This is a genomic window from Streptomyces sp. NPDC050433 (assembly GCF_044458565.1).
In the GTDB taxonomy this organism is placed as follows: domain Bacteria; phylum Actinomycetota; class Actinomycetes; order Streptomycetales; family Streptomycetaceae; genus Streptomyces.
Genome location: NZ_JBITIB010000010.1, coordinates 187,548 through 207,163, shown reverse-complemented (window position 1 = coordinate 207,163; position 19,616 = coordinate 187,548). Strand labels below are relative to the sequence as shown.

Sequence of the window (19,616 nt, the reverse complement as noted above, 5' to 3'; positions counted from 1 at the left end):
TGGTGCGTGCTCACCGACCGCGGCCCCGGGCTCGACTCAGAGCAGGGACTCGGCCGTGATGGGCAGCTCCCGCACCCGTCGGCCGGTGGCGTGGAAGACGGCGTTGGCGATCGCGGGTGCCACACCCACGAGGACGACCTCGCCGAGGCCTTTGACCCCGAGGGGGTCGGCCTCGTCGTCCCGGCCGTCGACGTAGATCGCCTTCAGCTCGGGAACGTCGGCGTTGACGGGCACGAGGTAGTCGGCCAGGTTGGCGTTGACGATCCGGCCGTCGCGGTGGTCGGTGACCGTGTGTTCCAACAGGGCCCCGCCGATGCCGCCGGTCATGGCGCCGATGGCCTGGCTGTCGGCCAGTTTGGGGCTGATGATGCGGCCCGCGTCGAAGACACCGAGCATCCGCCGCACCCGGACCAGGCCCAGGCGGGCGTCGACGGCGACCTCGGCGAACACCGCGCCGTAGGCGTACATGGAGGAGCGGGACTGCCCCGGTGTCCAGGAGCCGAGGGTCTCGAGGTGGGTACGGTCGTTGCGGGTCAGGAGTTGCCGGTAGGTCTCCCCTCGTGCGGGGTTGTCCTGGAGATGCAGTCGCCCTCCCCGTACGACGATGGCGTCGGCGTCGGCGCCGTAAAGCGGTGAATCCTCGTCCCCGACGGCGAGTTCGATGGCCTGCTGTCGCAGCTTGTCGCAGCCGTCCTGGACGGTGGAGCCGACGCTGGCCATGGTCAGCGAGCCGCCGTGGAGCGGGGCCGTGGGCATGTCCGTGTCGCCGAGCCGGAACCTCACGTTGCGGACCGCGAGCCCCAGGGCGTCGGCGGCGACCTGGGTCATGGACGTGTAGGTGCCCGGGCCCATGTCGCTGGTCGAGGACTCGATCAGGGCGGTTCCATCGGCGTCCAGCCGGACACTGGCCTGGCCAGGGGCCCGCAGGGTGTCGTAGAGCGCGGTGGCCATGCCCATGCCGATGAGCCAGTCGCCGTCGCGGGTGGAGCGGGGTTGGGGGTTGCGGCGGCTCCAGCCGAACTCTCGGGCACCGACGGTGTAGCACTCGCGCAGCCGCCGGGTGGAGAACGGCCGTCCGCTGGACTGGTCGTTCTCGGGTTCGTTGCGCCGGCGCAGCTCGATGGGGTCGATGCCGAGCTCGTGGGCGAGTTCGTCCATCGCGCTCTCGATGGGGAAAGCGGCGCTGGAGTAGCCCGGGCCGCGCATCGGGGTCGGGGTGTTCACGTCCAGCGGTACTGTCCGGTACGTCTGGGCGACGTTGGGGGTGGTGTAGAGCATCTGCCCCGGGGCGACGACACCGCGCTCGGTGAACGTCTCGTACCTGGACGTCTCGGCGCGCAGGTCGTGGGTCATCGCGGTCAGCCGCCCGCCGCGGTCGCTGCCCAGGCGCACCGTGTACTCGTACGACGGCCGGTATCCCGTCCCGAAGTAGAGCTGCCTGCGCGTCAGTACGAGCTTGACCGGCCGGCCCGCCTCGCGGGCCGCGAGGGCCGCGATCGTGATGTGCGGCCAGGCCCGCGCGGCGTTGCCGAACGCGCCGCCGACGAACGGGGAGACGACGCGGATGTGCTCCGCCGGGATGCCGAAGTTGGCGGCGAGTTCATCCCGCGGGCTCTGCACCCACTGGGTCTTGTCCCACAGTGTGAGTTTGTCGCCGTCCCATTGGGCGACGGTGGCGTGCAGTTCCATCGCGTTGTGGTGGGTGCGGGCCGGCCGGTAGGTCATCTCCAGCCGTACGGCGGAAGATTGCAAGGCCGCCTCCGCGTCGCCGCGCGCGTAGGTCCTGGGCTCGCCCGCCGCCGGGGCAGCGGCCAGATCGGTGGTGGGCCGCTCGGCGTCGTAGTCGACCTTCACCAGGCTCGCCGCGTGCTGGGCGACCTCGAGCGTGGTGGCCACGACGACGGCGACCGGCTGGCCGTGGAAACGGACCCGGTCGTCCTGGAAGACGCGCAGCCGCTCACCGGGCAGATTGAGCGAGCCAGGATTGGGCTGGTATGGCAGCTTGGGGGCGTTGCGGTGGTGGATCACCTTCAGCACGCCGGGCTGTGCCTCGGCGGCGCCGGTGTCGACGCCGGTGATCCGGCCCAGAGCGATACTGCTGTCGACCACGACGGCGTACACAACCCCCTCGCGCCCGCCGGGCCCGTGATCGGCGGCGTACTTCGCCTGCCCTGTCACCTTGAGCCGGCCGTCCACCCGGGACAGCGGTGCGCCTACGGCTGCCTGCGGCTGAGGGCTCATACGATCTCTCCTACGATCCGCAACTGACGTTCTACGGTGCGTTCGAGCAGCTCGACCTTGAAGCGGTTGTGCTCCAAAGGCCGGGCCCCGTCTGCGGCCGATGCGGCAGCCCGGGCCCAGAGGCGGTCCGAGGGGCGTTCACCGATGAGGGCTCGCTCGACGGCGGGCAGCTTCCACGGCACGGTGCCCACGCCGCCGGCGGCGACCTTGGCCTCGCGGATCATGCCGCCGCGGACGTGCAGGGCGACGGCGGCCGAGGTGAGGGCGAACTCGTAGGACTGGCGGTCGCGGACCTTCAGATAGCCGGACTTGAGCGGTCGCGGATACGCCGGTATCTCCACGGCGGTGATCAACTCGCCCTTGCGGAGCGCCTGTTCGCGGTTCGGGGTGCTGCCTGGCCGGAGCAGGAAGTCGGCGAAGGAGACAGCGCGCTCTCCGGCCGGGCCCAACAGGTGGACCCGTGCTTCCAGGGCGGTGAAGGCGACGGCGACGTCTGAGGGGTGGGTGGCCACGCAGTCCTCGGAGGTGCCCAGGATCGCGTGGGTGCGGTTGAAGCCCTCCCAGGCCGCGCAACCCGAGCCCGGTTCGCGCTTGTTGCAGGCGGCGGTCACGTCCCGGAAGTAGGTGCAGCGGGTGCGCTGCATGATGTTGCCGCCGATGGTGGCCATGTTCCGCAGCTGTGCCGACGCGCTCAGTTCAAGAGCCTGCGAGATGACCGGGTAGAGGGTGCGCACCTTGCGGTGGGCGGCGGCGTCGGTCATGGTCACCAGCGCGCCGATGCGCAGGCCGCCGCGCTCGGTGACGGTGATTTCCCGCAGCGGCAGACGGCTGATGTCGACCAGATTCTTGGGGCGTTCGACGGTCTCACGCATCAGGTCGACCAGCGTCGTGCCACCGGCGATGTAACGCCCGCCGCGCCGGCCGGCCTCAAGAGCTTCACGCGTGCTGGGTGCCTTGGTGAAGGAGAAGGGATACATCGGCACTCACTTCCGGCCCGTGGCCTGCTCGACCGCGCGCACGATCTTCACATAACATCCGCAGCGGCAGATATTGCCGCTCATTGACTCCCTGATCTCCTCCGGCGAGCCGGTGCGGCCTTCCTGCATGCAGCCGACGCCCGACATGATCTGACCTGGTGTGCAGTAGCCGCACTGGAAGGCGTCCTGGTCGATGAACGCCTGCTGCAGTGGATGCAGCCGCTCGCCACTGGCCAGACCCTCGATGGTGGTGACCTCGGCTCCGTCCAGGCGTACGGCCAGGGTGAGGCACGAGTTGACCCGGCGTCCGTCGACCAGGACCGTGCAGGCCCCGCAGGCACCGGCGTTGCAGCCCTTCTTCGACCCGGTCAGGTCGAGGTGCTCGCGCAGCAGGTCCAGCAGCGAGGTGCGGTTGTCGACCGTGACGGTGTGCCGCTCGCCGTTGACAGTCAACGAGACGCGACTGCTGGGTGATGCGTCGGCGGCAGCGGCTTCCTCGACGCCGAGCAGCGACGGACCCGCGACCAGACCGCTCGCCGCGACGACACCGCCGACCGCGGAGGTCGTCGCGATGAAGGTGCGACGTGACGGTACGGAGGGGGGTTGGGTGGGTGGAGACGTGGCCGACTCGGGAGTTTCGGTAGACATGCTCACTCTCTCGACACGAGGAAGGCGGGGGACTTGCTGATCGGCGTGAGCCCACGACGGAGTTTGATCGTTGCTGTGCAGGGCATTTCAGCCTGTGCCCAGCCTGGAGGGCCAGCCGGCCATGTGGCAGGGCGTGCTGTGCCGGGGAACGGCCAGCCGGGGTATGACAGGGCCCCTTTCTCATCTGTCGCACAGGTCATAGAGCTGCCAGGCTGGGGCAGTTGAGGAACGTCAGTCCTGCCGATCGAGGCCGGGGGGTCGGCGATGGCCGGCCGCGCATCGGCGTCCTGTTCACGGACATTGCGTGCGACCGTCTCGTCGTAGTCGTAGTCGTAGTCGTAGTCGTCGGAGTAGGGGTCGACGGCTTCGATGCGGTGCACGTGGCACTCGACGAGCTCGCTGATCATTTGGGCGAGCACTTCGGTGTTTCCGGTCTTGAGTTCGGTACGTCCGCCGTAGTAGTAGTAGTTCGTGCCCGGCCGCAGGGGTAGGCGAGCAGGGCCCGCTTCCCGGGTGGAGCCGTCGAGCCAGGCCGCTCAATGGACGTCGGCGCGTCCCCGCCCGGCGGGGACGCGGAACAGTCGGCGATCTGAAATCCGGTCATGACGGTGGCTCCTCCCAGAAGTGCGCCACGCAGGAACGTGCGTCGTCCCGGGACGGAGGGTTCGCCGCGGACTGCCTGCCGCGGCTCGGTGTTGGCATGCTGGTGCACTGTGAAGACCGTCCGTGGCTCTGCCGGCACTGGTTGCCCGACGGAAGGGCTCAGCGGTTGATCCACCGCTGCATGTGTTCGGGGTAGCGGTCGCCGCTGACGTCGATCCGGTCGGCGGTCTCGGTGATCTCCTTCAGATCCTCCGGGGAGAGTTCGATGTCGACAGCGCCCGTGTTCTCCCGCAGACGGTGGATCTTCGTGGTGCCGGGGATCGGGACGATCCAGGGGTGCTGCGCCAGCAGCCAGGCCAACGCGATCTGGGCGTTGGTGGCGCCCTTGCGTGCGGCGACGGCCGACAGCAGGTCGACGAGGGACTGGTTGGCCGTGCGGGCCTCCTCGGTGAACCGCGGCAGACTGCCTCGCAGGTCGGAGTCGTCGAAGGACGTGGTGCTGGAGATCGAACCGGTCAGGAAGCCCTTGCCCAGCGGGCTGAAGGGGACGAAGGCGATGCCCAGTTCGAGCAGTGTGGGAAGAATCCGCTCCTCGGGCTCGCGCCACCACAGGGAGTACTCGCTCTGCAGCGCCGCGACCGGCTGTACGGTGTGGGCGCGGCGGATGATGTCCACCCCGGCCTCGGACAGGCCGAAGTGCTCGACCTTGCCCGCCTCGACGAGTCCCTTCACCGCACCGGCGACCTCTTCGATCGGCACGTCGGGGTCGACACGGTGCTGGTAGAGCAGGTCGATGCTGTCCACACCCAGTCGGCGCAGGGAGTCCTCCACGGTCGCCCGGATGTGCTCGGGGCGGCTGTTCAGGCCGGTGGACTGGGAGCCGTCGAAGGAGAAGCCGAACTTGGTGGCGATGACAACATCGTCGCGTACGGGTGCCAGGGCCTGGCCGACGAGTTCCTCGTTGGTGAAGGGGCCGTACATCTGGGCGGTGTCGAAGAAGGTGACGCCCTGGTCGACGGCGGCGCGGACAAGGGAGATGCCGTCCTGGTTGTCGACTGCCGGGCCGTAGCCGTGGCTGAGCCCCATGCAGCCGAGTCCGATCGCGGAGACTTTCAGTTCGCTGTTGCCGAGAGTGCGGGTGATCAAGGCTATTCTCCTCATGACGTGGGGGATGTGGTCCAGGCGCGGAGCGGTGGGAAGGTTCGGGCCACGGGGCGCTGTGACGCCCCACTGCCTGAACGGATGCGGGCCGGCCGCGTCGGGACGCGACCGGGAGCGGAGGCCGATGGTGAGGCCGCCCCCGGGCCGCGGGGACACCGCGGGTCGCCCCGGGGGACGTGCCGACCGGCTCAGGCGTCCAGGCGCCGCGCGCTGAGCCAGTTGACCATCGCCGGGTCGTGGTGGTCGAAGAACAGGGTCCCTCCGGTGTCCAGGGTGGCGATGGCCGCCATCTGGTCGCCGGTGAGTTCGAAGTCGAAGATGTCGAGGTTCTCCGCCATGCGGTCGGGGCGCACGGACTTGGGGATCGCGACGATGCCGCGCTGGATCAGCCAGCGGAGGGCGACCTGTGCCACGGACTTACCGTGCTTCTCACCGATCTCGCTCAGGACGGGATTGGTGAAGAGGTCGTTCTTGCCCTCGGCGAACCCGCCCCACGACTGGATCTGAACTCCGTGCTCGCGCATGAGTTCCTGGTCGGTGGTGCGCTGGAAGAAGGGGTGGGTCTCGATCTGGTTGACCGCAGGAGTGACTTCATTGTTGATGATGAGGTCGAGGAGCCGGTCGGGGTAGAAGTTGGCGACGCCGATCGCCTTGGCGCGGCCCTCGCGGTTGAGTGCCTCCATGGCACGCCACTGGCCGTACACGTCCCCGTAGGGCTGGTGCATCAGGTACAGGTCGACGTAGTCCAGGCCGAGCTTGTTCAGCGAGATCTCGAAGGCGCGCTTGGTGTTCTCCTCGGCGGGAGCGTCCTGAACGTACAGCTTGGTGGTGACGAACAGATCTGCGCGCGGAATGCCGCTGTTCTTGATGGCGCGGCCGACCGACTCCTCGTTCTGGTAGGAGGAGGCGGTGTCGAGCAGCCGGTAGCCGGCGGCCAGCGCGTCGGAGACGGCCTGCTCGGTCTCCTCCGCCGGGATCTGGAACACGCCGAAGCCGAGGATCGGCATTTCGACGCCGTTGTTGAGGGTGACGCTCTGCATGGGATTTTCCTTCTGTCTATATGGAGCAGGGTGGGACAGGTGGCGGGCCAGTGTTCGATCAGGCGTGAGCCGCCTCGGTGGCTGGGAGCTGGTGAGGGGCTTGAGTGCGCAGCAGCACGGTGGCCACGATGCTCACGGCCACGGTCGCCGCGGCGATCAGCAGACTGGTGTGCAGGCCCGAGACGAACCCGGCCCGGTCGGCCAGCAGCGCCCCGAAGACCGCCACGGCCAGAGCGCCGCCGAGCTGACGAGCTGCGTTCAGCACACCACTGGCGATGCCGGCGCGCTCGGCAGGCACCTGCTCCAGCAGCAGTGCCGTCATCGCGGTCACGGCCATCGCGCCGCCGGCGCCGACGGGCACCATCAGCACCACCGTCAGCCACACCGGCGCGTCGCCGGGCTGGGCCACCATCACCAGCAGGCCAGTGGCCATCAGGAACTGGCCGGTGACCACCGGGATCCGCGCACCGAACCGTACGGCCAGGCGGGCGGCGACGGGGCCCATGAAGGAGGTGAGTACGGTCATCGGCAGGAAGGCCAAGCCGGTGGCGAGCGCGCTCATACCGTGCGCCTGCTGGAGATACAGGCCCAGCAGGAAGATCATCCCGTAGAAGCCGACGTTCAGGGCGAACCCGATGGCGACCGTGAGGGACATCGTGCGGGAGCGCAGCAGCGACAGCGGCGTCATCGGATGGCGACCGCGCGCCTGCGCGACCAGGTAGACAACGGCCGCCACGACGGCCACAGCGAAGGCGACCAGGACCCGCCCGGCGTCGAACCCGTCGGCACCGGCCTCGATGACCGCGTAGGTCAGTGCGCCCATGGCGACGACGGCGGCCACCTGGCCGGTCCAGTCGAAGGGCACCTCCCGGCGCGGGGAACGCTGGGCATGCCTGAGGAGCACCAGGGCCACCGCGCCGACGGGCAGGTTGACGAAGAAGATCATCCGCCAGTCGACGAGGGTGAGCAGCCCACCGGCCACAGGCCCGGCAGCGGCTCCGGCGGAGCCGCCGACACCCCACAGAGCGATCGCCTTCGCACGGGCCGCCGGGTCGGGGAAGGTCTCCCGCAGCAGGGCGAGGGAGGACGGAACGACGAGCGCGGCCCCGGCTCCCTGCACCAGCCGCGCCGCCACCAGAACGCCCAGATTCGGCGCCACCGCGCAGATCGCGGACGCCACCACGAACAGGCCCAGCCCGCTGGCGAACGCCTGACGAGCGCCGATACGGTCACTGACCGCGCCCGCGGACAGCAGGAACGCGGCGAATGCGAGGGTGTAGCCGTCGACCACCCACTGCAGCCCGGTCATGCCGCTGTCGATACCGCGGCCGATCGAGGGCAGGGCCACGTTCACGATCATCGCGTCGACCATGATCGTGAAGAAGCCGAGCAGTACGGCGGCCAGCGCCCATCGTGCGCCGGGCCTGCTCTGCGGCGGCGGACCGGCCACGCCGAACTGGACCGATGCGGGCGAGGCGGACGTGGACAAGGGAGAATCTCCTGCACTGGTAAGGCCGGATGTGCTGACGGAATCGATCCTGGCGCCTTTCCGGTCCCGTTGGCAGGCCGGAATGTGCCAGGGAGCGGCGTTCAGGGGTGTGAGAGGGCCCCCCACGTTCCTGCCACGCAGGTCAGCGTGGTGTGACACTGGCGGCATGGCATCCGAACAGAGCAGCAGCGCCGACATGGAACTGGGGCGGTTCCTGCGCGCGCGTCGTACCCAGACAAGCCCCGACCAGGTGGGCCTCACCGTGGGTGCAGGCATGCGCCGCACCCCTGGCCTGCGCCGCGAGGAACTGGCCACGCTCTCGGGTATCAGCATCGACTACTACGTCCGGCTGGAGCGCGGCAAGGAAACCCGCCCCAGCCCCGCTGTGCTGGACTCCCTCGCCCGCGCCCTACGCCTCGACGACTCCGAGCACCAGCACATGCGCGACCTGGCCGCCAGGGCAGCCCGCTACGCCCCTGAGCCCCCGCCGCCGAGCCGCAGCGTGCGCCCGGACCTGGAACTGCTCCTGGAGACGATGCGGCCGAGCCCGGCCTATGTGGTCAGCCGCAGCATGGACCTGCTCGCGTGGAATCCCGGGGGCCTAGCCCTGTACGCGGGCCTCGCCGACTGGCCCGCCACCCAGCGCAACATCGCCCGCTACCTCTTCCTGCACCCCACCGCGCGCACCCTCTTCCCCGACTGGGACGAGCAGGTTCGCGGCTGCGTTGCCCGGCTGCGCGCTCTGGCCGGCACCGACCCGGACGCTTCCGACCTCGCCGGCCTGGTGGGGGAGCTCCTGCTCAAGAGCCCCGACTTCGTCAAGTTGTGGGAGCGCTACGAGGTCGTCGGGCGCAAGAGGATCCAGAAGACCTTCCACCACCCCGAGGTCGGCGTCCTCACCCTCAGCGGCCAGAGCATGCAGCTCGACGGCACCCCTGGCCAGCGCCTCGGCGTCTACACCGCCGACCCCGGCACCCCCGACCACTACGCCATGCTCCTGCTCGACACGACCGCACCGCAGCCCACCAGGCATCCCGATACGAAGGGCGAACAGCAACGGCCCGCACACTCCTGACGAACACCCAACGCCCTGCCCCGGCATCTTGCTGTTGTCAGCAGGGCGTTGCGGCGTCAGGTCGAGGACGACGTGGGTTCGTCCTGGGGCGACGATTTCGGTTGGTGCGGCGCCGGCCGTGAGCCGAGCATGTCGAGGAGGACGATGCCGTCGTAGTCGGCGGTGCCCGGCTCGGCGTAGTACGTGATGAGGTGGTGGCCCGGCGTGCCCTCCAGTTCCATGGACTGGTAGCCGACGGTGAGGTCGCCGACGTCGGGATGGTGGAAGGTCTTACGGCCGTGGGCGCGGCCCTTGATGTCGTAGCGCTCCCACAGGCGTGCGAACTCCGGGCTCTTGAGAAGGAGTTCACCGACGAGCCGGGTCAGGTCGGGGGCGTCCGGGTCGGTGCCGGCCAGGGCTCGCAGCCGGGCGACGCAGCCGCGGACCTGGGTGGCCCAGTCGGGGAAGAGGTCGCGGGCGGCGGGGTGCAGGAAGGCGTAGCGCGCGATGTTGCGCTGTCTGACCGGCCACTCCTCGATTCCGGAGAGCAGTCTCAGCCCGCTGGGGTTGGCCGCGAGCAGGTCGTTGGTACGGCTGACCACATGCGCGGGGTTCGGCCGCAAGGTCTCCAGCAGCAGCTTCACGCCCGGTCGTATGGTCCGGCTGGGTGGCGTCGGAGGTTCCGGCGCGGTGCGTGCGGCGAGGACGGCGAGGCTGCGCAGGTGCTCGTGTTCGTCCTCCTCCAGGCGCAGGGCGCGGGCCAGGGCGTCGACGACGGACGTGCTGGGCCGAGTCTCCTTGCCTTGCTCCAGGCGGGTGTAGTAGTCGCTGCTGATACAGGCAAGGGTGGCCAGTTCCTCACGGCGCAGCCCGGGCCTGCGGCGCGGTAGCGGGCCGACCGTGAGACCGGCCCCGGCGGGGGTCATCCCGGCACGGCGGGCGCGCAGGAAGCCGCCCAGCTCGGTGCCCCCGCTGGTGGCCTGCTCACGTGTCATGCCTTTGAGTGTGCGGGGTGAAGGTGACCCGTCGGTAGGCGTGTGGGGGGCCCTGTCGTGCCCCGGAACGCGGTTCCCTGGCACAGCGCGGTCTGGCACATGACGCGTGCGCGAGGGAGCGTTGCGGGTGTCGGGATCGCAACTCTGACGGCGTTGTACGCCGGGTGGTCGAGCACCAAGAGCGTGATCGCGCGGCTTGAGGACATCGTGGAGTTCGCAACCGCGGCCAGGCAGCCCTCCGCACCTTCCCCGAGGCGTACCGAGGAGCGGACTTAGGGGAAGCCCTGTCGAAGAGGACTTCGTGAACCGGATGTGGTTCGCGCCTGGCGCCCGCACCGATCGGAACACGCACGTCGTAGGCCCTCAGCCCCGACGGCGGTCCGAGACCACCTGGGGCGAGCGCCTCACCGACGAGGAACGCCACCACAACCGCTGACAGGAAGCAGGCAGTGTTCATGCGCACAACGACACTCGGCACCAGCGACCCTGAGACCGGCGTCCTCGGTCCGGGCCGCGTGGGAGCGTCGTACGGTTATGGCATGGCGGCCTCACGGGACGAGGAGGCGTCCGTCCCCGTGATCGTCCCCCAGTCCCGGCTTCACTCGACCGGGGGCGCCTCCATGGCGATCGACCCCGGCACGACGACCCTGATCGACATCGCTGACGGGTACGGCCCGTACACCGATGAGGCATCGGTCGGCCGGGGCACTCGCCGAGGTCACCGTGAGCGGACGGTGCCGGCCACCGAGGTCGGTGTCCCGCCCCCGACAACGCCGAGGCCGTTGTCTCCCCGCGTCCTGTGTCCAACGGCCGCCCTGAGCACCTCCGTAAGTCGACCGAGGTGAGCCTGCACCGCCTGGGTTCCGAACACGCCGACCTCTACCAGCGCCACCGGGTGGACCCCGAGGTGCCCATTGAGGAGTCGTGGGGCACGCTCGCCGAGACGGGGGCGGATGTCGAACTGAGCGCGGCCGACCTGGCCGAACGGACACGCAGCCCGAGCCGGCACGGCGGCCGTCATCGACGGCCCGGTCGAGGAACCGTTGCCCGGCGTGCTGCAGGGCCGGATCGTGCCGGTCCGGGCCGTGCCCTCGGCCGTCCCGTGGGAGTGGACGACGTCCCCGACGGCTATCGCGCGATGGCCGACCGCGAGGCACTGAAGGTCCTCGTCCAACTCTGACCCACTCATCGCACCACCCCAACCCAGCAAGGAGAGTCATGACTGGTAAGACCCCGCTCCTGAAACTGAACAACGGCGTCGAGATGCCCGCCCTGGGCCTCGGCGTCTACCAGAGCCCCCCGGAGGAGACCGCCACCGCGGTCGAGACCGCGCTTCGGGACGGCTACCGCCTGATCGACACAGCCGCCGCCTACCGCAACGAAGAGCAGGTCGGCGAGGGCATCAAGCGGTCCGGTGTGTCCCGCGACGAGATCTTCGTGACGACCAAGCTGTGGCTGAGTGACTACGGTTACATCTCCGCGTTGCGTGCCTTCGAGACGAGCCTGGACAAGCTGGGTCTTGAGTACCTCGACCTGTATCTGCTGCACCAGCCGGCGCCGCTCGAGCCCGAACCCTGGTTCGCCGCCTACAAGGCCGCCGAGAAGCTCCTCGCGGACGGCCGGGTCCGGGCCATCGGTGTCTCCAACCACACCGCGGGGATCCTGAACACCCTCATGGAGCAGACCGACATCGTCCCGGCGGTCAACCAGGTCGAACTGCACCCGTACTTCGTCCAGCGCGAACTGCGCGAGGTCCACGAGGAGCTCGGGATCGTCACCCAGGCCTGGTCGCCGATCGGCGGCATCACCCGCTACTGGGCCCACGCAGCGAACGGCGGCCGCAGCGCCCTGGAAGAGCCCGCGGTCCTGGAGCTTGCCGAGAAGTACGGCAAGACGGCGGCCCAGGTCGTCCTGCGCTGGCACCTCGAACGTGGCGTGTGCGCGATCCCCAAGTCCGTAAAGGCGCACCGGATCGCGGAGAACTTCGACGTCTTCGACTTCACCCTTACGCCCGACGAGGTGGCCGCCATCGATGCCCTCGACACCGGGCTGCGCAGCGGACCCGACCCCGAGGTCATCAAGCTGGACACCTTCGGCACCCGCTGACGGTCACGCCCGCACTCCTTTCGGCGGATTCGCCCACCGGCCCCGGGCCACCGTCATGTCGACAACGACCGTAGCCCTGTCCTGCCTGCGGGACTCGGCGCCGAAGGCGAAATGACGGTGGCCCGGGGCCGCGCCCCGAGGAACACGGTGGTGCACCGGACCCGCACCCTCATGAACGGAAGTAAGCGCGTATTACCGTGCCTACTTGGTTGATCACAGGATGCTCGTCCGGACTCGGCCGCGCTCTCGCAGAGGCGGTGCTCGAACGGGGCTGGAACGCCGTCGTCACCGCGCGGAACGTCTCGTCGGTGGAGGATCTCTCTGCGCTGCACCCGCACACCGCACTCGCGCTCCCGCTCGACGTGTCCGACCGTATGCAGGTCGCCGAGGCCGTCCGGGCGGCCGAGGACCGCTTCGGCGGTGTGGACGTGCTGGTCAACAACGCCGGGCACGGCTATCGCGCCGCCGTCGAAGAGGGCGCGGAGGAGGATGTCGCGGAACTGTTCGCGACCAACTTCTTCGGCCCGGTCGGCATGATCAAGGCGGTGCTGCCGGGCATGCGCGCACGTCACAGCGGGGCGATCGTGAACGTCTCCTCCATCGGCGGCCGACTGGCCCTGCCCGGATCCGGTTACTACTCAGCCACCAAGTTCGCCCTCGGGGGCCTGTCCGACGCGTTGCGCAAGGAGGTGGCGCCGCTCGGGATCAAGGTGGCTCTCGTCGAGCCGGAAGCCTTCCGCACGGACTTCGCGGGACGTTCGCTCCAGCAGTCGAGCACCATCATCTCGGACTACGACGACACCGCCGGCCTCCGACGCAAGGAGAACGACACCACCCACGGTCCTCAGCCCGGCGAACCCGCCCGCGCGGCCCAGGCCCTCATCGGGGCCGTGGAGGCCGTTCGGGCTTCGAACGTGCACCACGTCAGGGGTGAGCCGTGCGAGGTCGTCGAGGGATCCGAGCGCGGTCGTCCGCCGACGGCCGGCCACCGCTTCCGAGCGCTCGGGTGTCGAGGCCATCGCCCCGATCACCGAGCGCCGGCCAGCACCGCGGCCCGCCGGTGGACTTCACCGATCATCCCGGTCCCGAGGACGACGACGCGGGGAGGGGCGGCGTCTCCTACCAGGGGCGTTGTGCTGTCGTTCACGAATCGCCTTTCATCAGTTCGTTGGAGGCAGAGCGGCAGGAGGCCACCGGGGACGTCACCCGAGCTTGGGGAAGGCGGCTCGTACAGCGGCCACCGTCTCGGCCGTTCGCAGCCAGGGGTCGCCTGCGACGCCCTCCCATTCGATGCTCACCGATCCCTCGTAGCCGCTCGCCGACACGATGCCGAGCGCGCGGTCGAGGTCCAGCAGCGGTGAACCGTCGGAGGTGGGGTCGTAGGCCTTCGCGTGCACCAGATCGGCCACCGGTGCCAGGCGGGCGATGTTCTCGTACACCGGCTCACGATCGACACCGGACTCGTCGACGGTCTCGCCGGTCAGCCGAGCGTGCCCGATGGTGGAGACAGGCTCGAAGTTGCCGAGGTCGAGCAGGATGCCCAGGTGCTCAGGACCGACCTCGGCACGCAGGCCGAGCAGGAAGTCTGGATCGGAGCCGGGGCCTCCGTGGTTCTCCACCAGCAGGCGCATGCCGTCCCGTTCCGCGGAGACGGCGAGCGTACGCAGCGAGGCGACCAGCCCACTGCGCTCCTCGGCCGCCGCGCCGGTGATCGGCGAACCGGTTTTGACGCGTACATATGTCGCCCCGAGGCGACGCGCGACGGCGAACCATCGCTCGATGCGGGCCACGTCCCGCTCCCGGGTGCCGACGTTGCCGCCGGCGAGATCACCGACGTCGATCGGCACGGTGAGCACCCGTACACCACTGACCTTCAAGGCCGATGCCAGTGCCTCCACACGCGGCTCGGATGACGAGTCGAACTGGATCTGGCACAGCTCCACCGCGGTGACACCGAGGCGATCGCGTACCAGAACCGCGAACTCCTCAAGGCTGTGTTCGCGAGGCAACGGCAGCTCGAACTCCTCGTATCCGCCGTCGGGTGTCGGCCGTTCGAGGCGCAGGGGTCCCAGCACCCGGTGGAGGCTGAAACTGGAGACGGCGAGCGTGCTCATTAGAGGACCATCCCTTCTGCAGCCCTCACGGGTAGGGTTGTGACCTCTCGGTCCCGGTGGGTGCACGGCCAGTGGTGCGAGCCGTTCGACGGCCTGCATGAGTTCCGCCGGCCCCGCCGGGCCGAGGCCGTCTGATCGGCTTCAGGGACACGCCCCGCAGAGGGCCGATTAATGAGCTCCCGGCAGACGACCTCACCACCGGGCAGGTGCTCCGCGCACGGCACTGGAGTACTTCTTTCGTGTTCATCGGGTGGGACTGGGCGACCGACACTCACGACGTGACGGTCATGGACGACACCGGCAGGCGGGTTGAGCGGTGGGAACTCGCCCACACCGAGGAGGGGTTCGCCAAGACGCTGGCCCGTCTGCGTAAGCACGGGGCCCCGGCAGACCTGCCAGTGGCGATCGAGACGACGCGTGGTCTGGCCGCGGACCGGCTGCTGGCCGCCGGGCACCCGGTGGTGCCGGTGCATCCGAACGCCTTCCACGCCATGCGGGCGCGCTGGGGCGCCTCGAAGGCGAAGACCGACGCGGGCGACAGCATGAAGCTCGCCGACTACCTGCGCACCGACGGGCATCTGCTGCCCCGCCTGGAGCCCACCGAGCAGGCCACCATGGACCTCCAGGCGCTCACCCGGACCCGCGCCGACCACGTCGAGGCCAAGGTCGCCGCTGTCAACCAGTTCGCCGCGCTGCTGGACATGCACTGGCCCGGCGGCAAGGCGGTCTTCGCCGAACTCGACAGCGACATCGCCATGGCGTTCCTGGAGCGATACCCCACCCCGGCCTCCGCCGCCAAGCTCACCGCCGGACGGCTGGAAGCCTGGTGCAAGCGCCGCGGCTACTTCGGCAAGAAGCCCGGCAGCGTCCTCATCGAGCGCCTGCGCGCCGCCCCCAAAGCTGCCTCCCGCCTCAGCGAAACGGCCGTCGAACAGCTCGTCCGCGTCCAGGTCCAGCTGGTCCAGGGCGTTCGCGCCACCATCCGAACACTGGACAAGTCCATCACCGCGGCGATCGAAACCCACCCCTACGCGGCGCTGTTCGCCACCATGCCGCGCATCGGCAAGGTCAGCCTCGGCCAGGTCATCGGAGAGATCGGCCCGATCCTGGAACGCGCCCAGACCTGCGAACAGCTCATCTCTGAGGCCGGTGTCGTTCCCGTCACCCGCGCCTCGGGCAAGTCCCGCGTGGTCGCCTTCCGCTTCGCGACCAACCGCAGAGCACGTCTCGCACTGACCGTCTTCGCCGACAACAGCCGGCACGGCAGCGACTGGGCCGCCAAGATCTACAACGACGCCCGAGCACGCAAGAAGCGACACCCCCACGCCATCCGGATCCTGGCCCGCGCCTGGCTCCGGGTGATGTGGGCCTGCTGGCGGGACGGAGCCTGCTACGACCCAGCCACCCACCAAGCCAACAACAAGATCAGCACGACCGCCGACACGCCATTGGCGGCATAGAGGTTGACTCAGGAAACTCATGCCGGGACCTCCGTCTCGCCGAGATCCTTGATCCTGACGTTGCGCCAGCGGCACTGGGCGCCCGTGCCCCAGCGGGCCTCACCGAACAACGCGTCGTTGTCGTGCACCTCGAAGGCAAGATGCCCGCGGTTGCCGAGGGACTCCAGCACCGCGGACGGGTCGTAGTCCGGGGAGTCGAGTGTTCCGGTGTTCAGCTCCGCTATCTTCAGTCCGTTCACCCAGGTGGTGATGACCGGCAGGGCGCCGACGCAGCGGATCCTGATCTCGTTCCAGTCGTCCCACCGCCACACCTCAAGAAAGTCGTTCACGTCGGCCGCGTAGCTCAGCCGGTCGATCTTCTCCTGGGTGACCGGTTCGACGGAGGTCGCCGGGTCGTCCGCGGCGAGTCCGACGATCCTTCCCTCGGCGTCCTTCTTCGATACCACGGCGAACGGGACGGCGGAGAAGCTGGCGAGACCGTTGCCGAAGAAACCGGCGATACCGCCGGACTCGCGGTGGTCGAGCAGGACCTGGAAGCCCTCCCAGCTGTCCAGCTTGCGACGGAGCATGATGCCCGTGTCCGCGGGCCAGTCCGGCCGTGCCTCCAGCGCGAGTTCGAAGTCCGCGAACGTGTCGTCGCTCACCAGGTACCCGCCGTAGCCGCACCCCGGCTCTTCCTGCTCACCGACGATGTAGCCGTTCTCCACGCGCCAGACAGCGGGATGCTTCTCCGGCTCCACCGGGCGTGCGGTGCCGCGCTCGTCGAACACGTCGAGCAGGTGAGGTCCTCCGGGGTAGACCGTCCCGTAGACCCGGGGCGCCGGATGCCAGCCGGTCAGGGAATTGCCGTCGAAGAGGCTGATGAAGCCCTCGTCGTCAAAAGTGTCCAGTTTCATCGAATGTGTTCCTCCGGTGCGCTGTGAACGGCGGACCTGTTCATCGGACAGTCGGGTGGGGAGCGCCCAGTACGGATGTGGCGACGGCGAGGTCCGGCAGGGCGGCGGCCAGTTGATGCGCTCCCGTGTACGTGCCCGTGCCGGTGAGCGTGGAGTGGACCCCGCGCCAGAGAGCGCGGCGGGATGACTCGAAGACCGGGCGTACGGTGCGCCTGCCTTCGCCGGTGAAGCGGGTGATACGGGCAGGACGAGCGGTGTGGGGCGCGTACAGGGAGAGGTGTCGGCGTTCGGCCTGGCTCGCCGTCACGAGGACGAGGCCGGCTTCTGGTCCGACGGTGCCGGACAGGGAGATCACGGTTCCGCCCGCCGCGGCGGTGAGGAGGTAGCCGCGGCGCGCGGTGACGGCGGACGGCGTGAGCGTGCCGATGTCACCGAACAAGGCCCGCAGCATGGTGAGCTGGGACAGCAGGCTGTCGGGGAGTTCGTCCGGACCGGTCACGGTGACGGTGGACTCGACGATGCTGACGGTGTCGTCGAGGGAGGCTCTGATGCCGGGCAGCTCGGCCGTCCAGGCCGGGTCCGCCGGATAGCCGAGGTCGGCGAACACCCGGGGGCGGTGCGGCGGTTCGCCGTCCGCCGCGCGCGGGCGGTCCACCAGTACGGCCGCCGCCCGCGTGCAGGCGGCGGGCCAGTCGGGTGTCGTACCGTCGACGACCAGGATGTCCGCGTCCGATACCTTGGCGACCGTACGGAAGCGGGCGGGCAGCCCGGCGAGGGTGGGGGCGTGGCGGGCGGCGGTGGCCGGCCCGTCGAAGGCGACGCCGATCAGGGCGGTGGTCATCCGTGGTCCTCCAGGAGAGCGGCCGCAGCCTCGGCCAGATCCAGGGCGTAGAGGAGGTCCGCGACCGCGGGGGAGAGCCCGATCAGTGGCTCGGCGCGGCCTTCCACCACATCGGCGAGGTGCAGCCACTCGGCCTGGTATCCGTTGACGGGGAACCGCCATGTGCGGGTGTCGGCGGCTTCGGTGGTCAGGGACGCGGTCGCGGAACCGGCGAGGACGAACGACGGCGGATACGTCACCCGAAGCCGGGCGTCGGCAGCCCAGGCCTCGAAGGTCCAGTCGGTTTCCCAGGCGCCCGGCATCAGGGCCGACAACTCGGCAGTCCGCCCGTTGCCCGTGATCACCAGCCGGTACCCGAAGGGCGACAGCATGTGTGCCTCGACGACCCGCACCGGTCCCGGAAGGAACTGGCGCAGCTGCGGGACCGTGTGGGTGGCCAGGCCCAGCACGGCGTTCCGGAGGCGTTCGGTGGCGGGGGGAGCGGGGCCCGACGCGGCTGCGGGCCGCGTGGTGCCCGCTGTCATCGGGTCGGTGGCAAGGCCGATGAACTCGTCGTTGCCCGGCAGCCAGATCCGGGAGCGCACCAGGTGGACGCGCTCCGGCAGATCGCCCCACTCCCGCTGAGCGGCACGCCACGCCGGGTCGTAGGCGTGCATCGCGCCGACCACGATCGGTACGGCTGCGGCGCTCACCGCTTTGGCGAGGTGCTCGGCCTCCGCCCTGGTCGTGGCAAGTGGCTTCTCGCACAGGATGCCGCGCTTACCCGCCGCGACGGCGGCCGCGATGTGCTCGGCGTGGAAGGCGTGGGGACTGCAGACGGCCACCACCTCCACGCTGTCGTCGGCGAGCAACTCCTCCAGGCCGGCGCTGTGGCGGGCACCGGCCCGTGCGGCGACGCTCGCGGACACTTCCGGGTCGACATCCATGACATGGGTGACCGTCAGCCGGTCGGCGAGCGTGGCCAGGGTCGGCAGGTGGACGGCCTGGACGACCGGGCCGGCGCCGATCACGCCGACACCGAGCGGAGGGTGCGTACGGCTCATGAGGCGGCCTCGGCGTGGTCGCCGGTGAGCCGCTCGCTGACCCAGCGTGCGCTCACGGCGGCGGTGTCCCGGGGGGTCGGCTGGTCGGCGACGTCCACCTCGATCACGTACCAGCCGTCGAAGCGGGAGAGCACGTCGAGCACGTCGTCGAAGTCGACGTCTCCGCGGCCCGGTTCGGTCCACAGATGGCGGGCGGCGGTGCCGAAGTAGTCGAGGGACTCGGTACGAGCCTCCGCGCGGATCGCACCATGCAGATCCTTGAGATGGACCGCGCCGATCCGGTCGAGATGCTTCTCGATGAACCGCGCGGGATCCACTCCCACCCAGGCCAGATGCCCGGTGTCCGGCCCGAGCAGCAGCAGTTCGGGGTCCACGGACGCGAGAACGGCTTCGGTTTCGGCCTCGGTCTCGATCCAGGTGCCGACGTGCTGGTGCAGACAGGGAGTCACCCCTTCGGCGACCATCGCCTCCGCCACTGTGCCGACGGCCGTGGCGATCCGGTCCAGTCGCGCCGCGTCGGCGTCCGCGCCCTGCGCGGGACGTTCCAGACGGGGGCCGGCGGCGAACCCGTCCGCGATGAAGATCCGGCTCAGCCCCAGCTGAGCGTGGTGTCCGGCCGTCCGCTTGGCCTCCTCCACGGCGCCCGGCATGCGGGCCGGGTCGCTGAACGCGGTGTGGAAGTAACCCGGTGCCGGTGCCAGTCCGCTGTCGTCGAGCAGCTGGCGGTAGTCGTCGACGCTCATGTCCTGCGGTATCTCGGTGTGCACCGCGTGGAATCCGGCCTCGCGGATCTCACGGTAGATGTGCGCGAGCGGCGGTGCGTCGTCCGGGGAGAATTGACCAGATGAGGAGAAGAGCCAGGTCAGAGGATTGAAAGCGACCTGTGCGGTGCTGCTCATACGGGGTGTTTCCTTCCGGCTTCGGGGTGGGCACGGCGCGTCGTCCGCG

18 protein-coding genes and 1 pseudogene are annotated in these 19,616 nt (G+C 69.7%); 6 read left to right on the top strand and 13 right to left on the bottom strand.

Features of this window, described 5'->3' with window-relative positions; genetic code table 11:
• Positions 1-36: 36 nt before the first annotated feature.
• From ACIBLA_RS14980 to ACIBLA_RS14950, 7 genes are all read right to left on the bottom strand, one after another.
• Positions 37-2,241 carry a xanthine dehydrogenase family protein molybdopterin-binding subunit gene (locus ACIBLA_RS14980; protein WP_399198813.1) on the bottom strand — a complete coding sequence of 735 codons (2,205 nt, stop codon included), beginning with the start codon at positions 2,239-2,241 and terminating at the stop codon, positions 37-39.
• Complete coding sequence (locus tag ACIBLA_RS14975; protein ID WP_399198812.1) at positions 2,238-3,218, bottom strand: FAD binding domain-containing protein; 981 nt, start codon at positions 3,216-3,218, stop codon at positions 2,238-2,240. Before ACIBLA_RS14975 ends, ACIBLA_RS14980 begins: the two co-directional genes overlap by 4 nt.
• 6 nt (positions 3,219-3,224) lie before the next feature.
• On the bottom strand, positions 3,225-3,866 hold the full coding sequence (locus tag ACIBLA_RS14970; RefSeq protein WP_399198811.1) for a (2Fe-2S)-binding protein: 642 nt from the start codon (positions 3,864-3,866) through the stop codon (positions 3,225-3,227).
• A 2-nt stretch (positions 3,867-3,868) separates the two neighbouring features.
• Positions 3,869-4,273 (bottom strand): hypothetical protein, encoded by a 405-nt coding sequence (locus ACIBLA_RS14965; protein ID WP_399198810.1) that lies wholly within the window; start codon positions 4,271-4,273, stop codon positions 3,869-3,871.
• A gap of 355 nt (positions 4,274-4,628) precedes the next feature.
• Entirely contained in the window at positions 4,629-5,615 is a 987-nt protein-coding gene (locus ACIBLA_RS14960) for an aldo/keto reductase (RefSeq protein WP_399198809.1), read from the bottom strand.
• Between the two features lie 203 nt (positions 5,616-5,818).
• Positions 5,819-6,670, bottom strand: a complete 852-nt coding sequence (locus ACIBLA_RS14955; RefSeq protein ID WP_399198808.1) for an aldo/keto reductase — start codon at positions 6,668-6,670, stop codon at positions 5,819-5,821.
• A 58-nt stretch (positions 6,671-6,728) separates the two neighbouring features.
• Positions 6,729-8,159: an MFS transporter gene (locus ACIBLA_RS14950; protein WP_399198807.1), complete on the bottom strand. Its 1,431-nt coding sequence runs from the start codon at positions 8,157-8,159 to the stop codon at positions 6,729-6,731.
• 166 nt (positions 8,160-8,325) lie between these two features.
• Between ACIBLA_RS14950 and ACIBLA_RS14945 the strand changes: the two genes are divergently transcribed.
• Entirely contained in the window at positions 8,326-9,234 is a 909-nt protein-coding gene (locus ACIBLA_RS14945) for a helix-turn-helix transcriptional regulator (protein WP_399198806.1), read from the top strand.
• Positions 9,235-9,290: 56 nt separating this feature from the next.
• Here the strand turns inward: ACIBLA_RS14945 and ACIBLA_RS14940 are convergent, their stop codons facing one another.
• Entirely contained in the window at positions 9,291-10,208 is a 918-nt protein-coding gene (locus tag ACIBLA_RS14940; RefSeq protein WP_399198805.1) for a helix-turn-helix transcriptional regulator, read from the bottom strand.
• A gap of 455 nt (positions 10,209-10,663) precedes the next feature.
• Here ACIBLA_RS14940 and ACIBLA_RS14935 point away from each other — a divergent pair, with 455 nt between their 5' ends.
• The 4 genes and pseudogenes from ACIBLA_RS14935 to ACIBLA_RS14920 all read left to right on the top strand — a co-directional run.
• The gene (locus tag ACIBLA_RS14935) at positions 10,664-11,053 is read left to right on the top strand and encodes a hypothetical protein (RefSeq protein WP_399198804.1); all 390 of its coding nucleotides are present in this window, start codon (positions 10,664-10,666) and stop codon (positions 11,051-11,053) included.
• Entirely contained in the window at positions 11,050-11,388 is a 339-nt protein-coding gene (locus ACIBLA_RS14930; protein WP_399198803.1) for an aldo/keto reductase, read from the top strand. Before ACIBLA_RS14935 ends, ACIBLA_RS14930 begins: the two co-directional genes overlap by 4 nt.
• A 38-nt stretch (positions 11,389-11,426) precedes the next feature.
• Complete coding sequence (locus ACIBLA_RS14925) at positions 11,427-12,314, top strand: aldo/keto reductase (RefSeq protein WP_399198802.1); 888 nt, start codon at positions 11,427-11,429, stop codon at positions 12,312-12,314.
• Between the two features lie 197 nt (positions 12,315-12,511).
• Positions 12,512-13,204, top strand: a pseudogene (locus ACIBLA_RS14920) (oxidoreductase); the annotation flags it as partial.
• Positions 13,205-13,516: 312 nt separating this feature from the next.
• Here ACIBLA_RS14920 and ACIBLA_RS14915 read toward each other — a convergent pair.
• The gene (locus ACIBLA_RS14915; protein WP_399198801.1) at positions 13,517-14,428 is read right to left on the bottom strand and encodes a sugar phosphate isomerase/epimerase family protein; all 912 of its coding nucleotides are present in this window, start codon (positions 14,426-14,428) and stop codon (positions 13,517-13,519) included.
• A gap of 206 nt (positions 14,429-14,634) precedes the next feature.
• Here ACIBLA_RS14915 and ACIBLA_RS14910 point away from each other — a divergent pair, with 206 nt between their 5' ends.
• On the top strand, positions 14,635-15,888 hold the full coding sequence (locus ACIBLA_RS14910; protein WP_399198800.1) for an IS110 family transposase: 1,254 nt from the start codon (positions 14,635-14,637) through the stop codon (positions 15,886-15,888).
• 17 nt (positions 15,889-15,905) lie between these two features.
• Here the strand turns inward: ACIBLA_RS14910 and ACIBLA_RS14905 are convergent, their stop codons facing one another.
• From ACIBLA_RS14905 to ACIBLA_RS14890, 4 genes are read right to left on the bottom strand one after another with little or no spacing between them, the layout of a single operon-like run.
• The gene (locus ACIBLA_RS14905) at positions 15,906-16,784 is read right to left on the bottom strand and encodes a DUF1080 domain-containing protein (RefSeq protein WP_399198799.1); all 879 of its coding nucleotides are present in this window, start codon (positions 16,782-16,784) and stop codon (positions 15,906-15,908) included.
• A 40-nt stretch (positions 16,785-16,824) separates the two neighbouring features.
• Positions 16,825-17,625, bottom strand: a complete 801-nt coding sequence (locus ACIBLA_RS14900) for a hypothetical protein (protein WP_399198797.1) — start codon at positions 17,623-17,625, stop codon at positions 16,825-16,827.
• Positions 17,622-18,668 carry a Gfo/Idh/MocA family protein gene (locus ACIBLA_RS14895; RefSeq protein ID WP_399198796.1) on the bottom strand — a complete coding sequence of 349 codons (1,047 nt, stop codon included), beginning with the start codon at positions 18,666-18,668 and terminating at the stop codon, positions 17,622-17,624. Before ACIBLA_RS14895 ends, ACIBLA_RS14900 begins: the two co-directional genes overlap by 4 nt.
• Positions 18,665-19,567 (bottom strand): sugar phosphate isomerase/epimerase family protein, encoded by a 903-nt coding sequence (locus ACIBLA_RS14890; RefSeq protein ID WP_399198795.1) that lies wholly within the window; start codon positions 19,565-19,567, stop codon positions 18,665-18,667. The genes ACIBLA_RS14895 and ACIBLA_RS14890 overlap by 4 nt, the downstream gene beginning before the upstream one ends.
• Positions 19,568-19,616 lie beyond the last annotated feature (49 nt).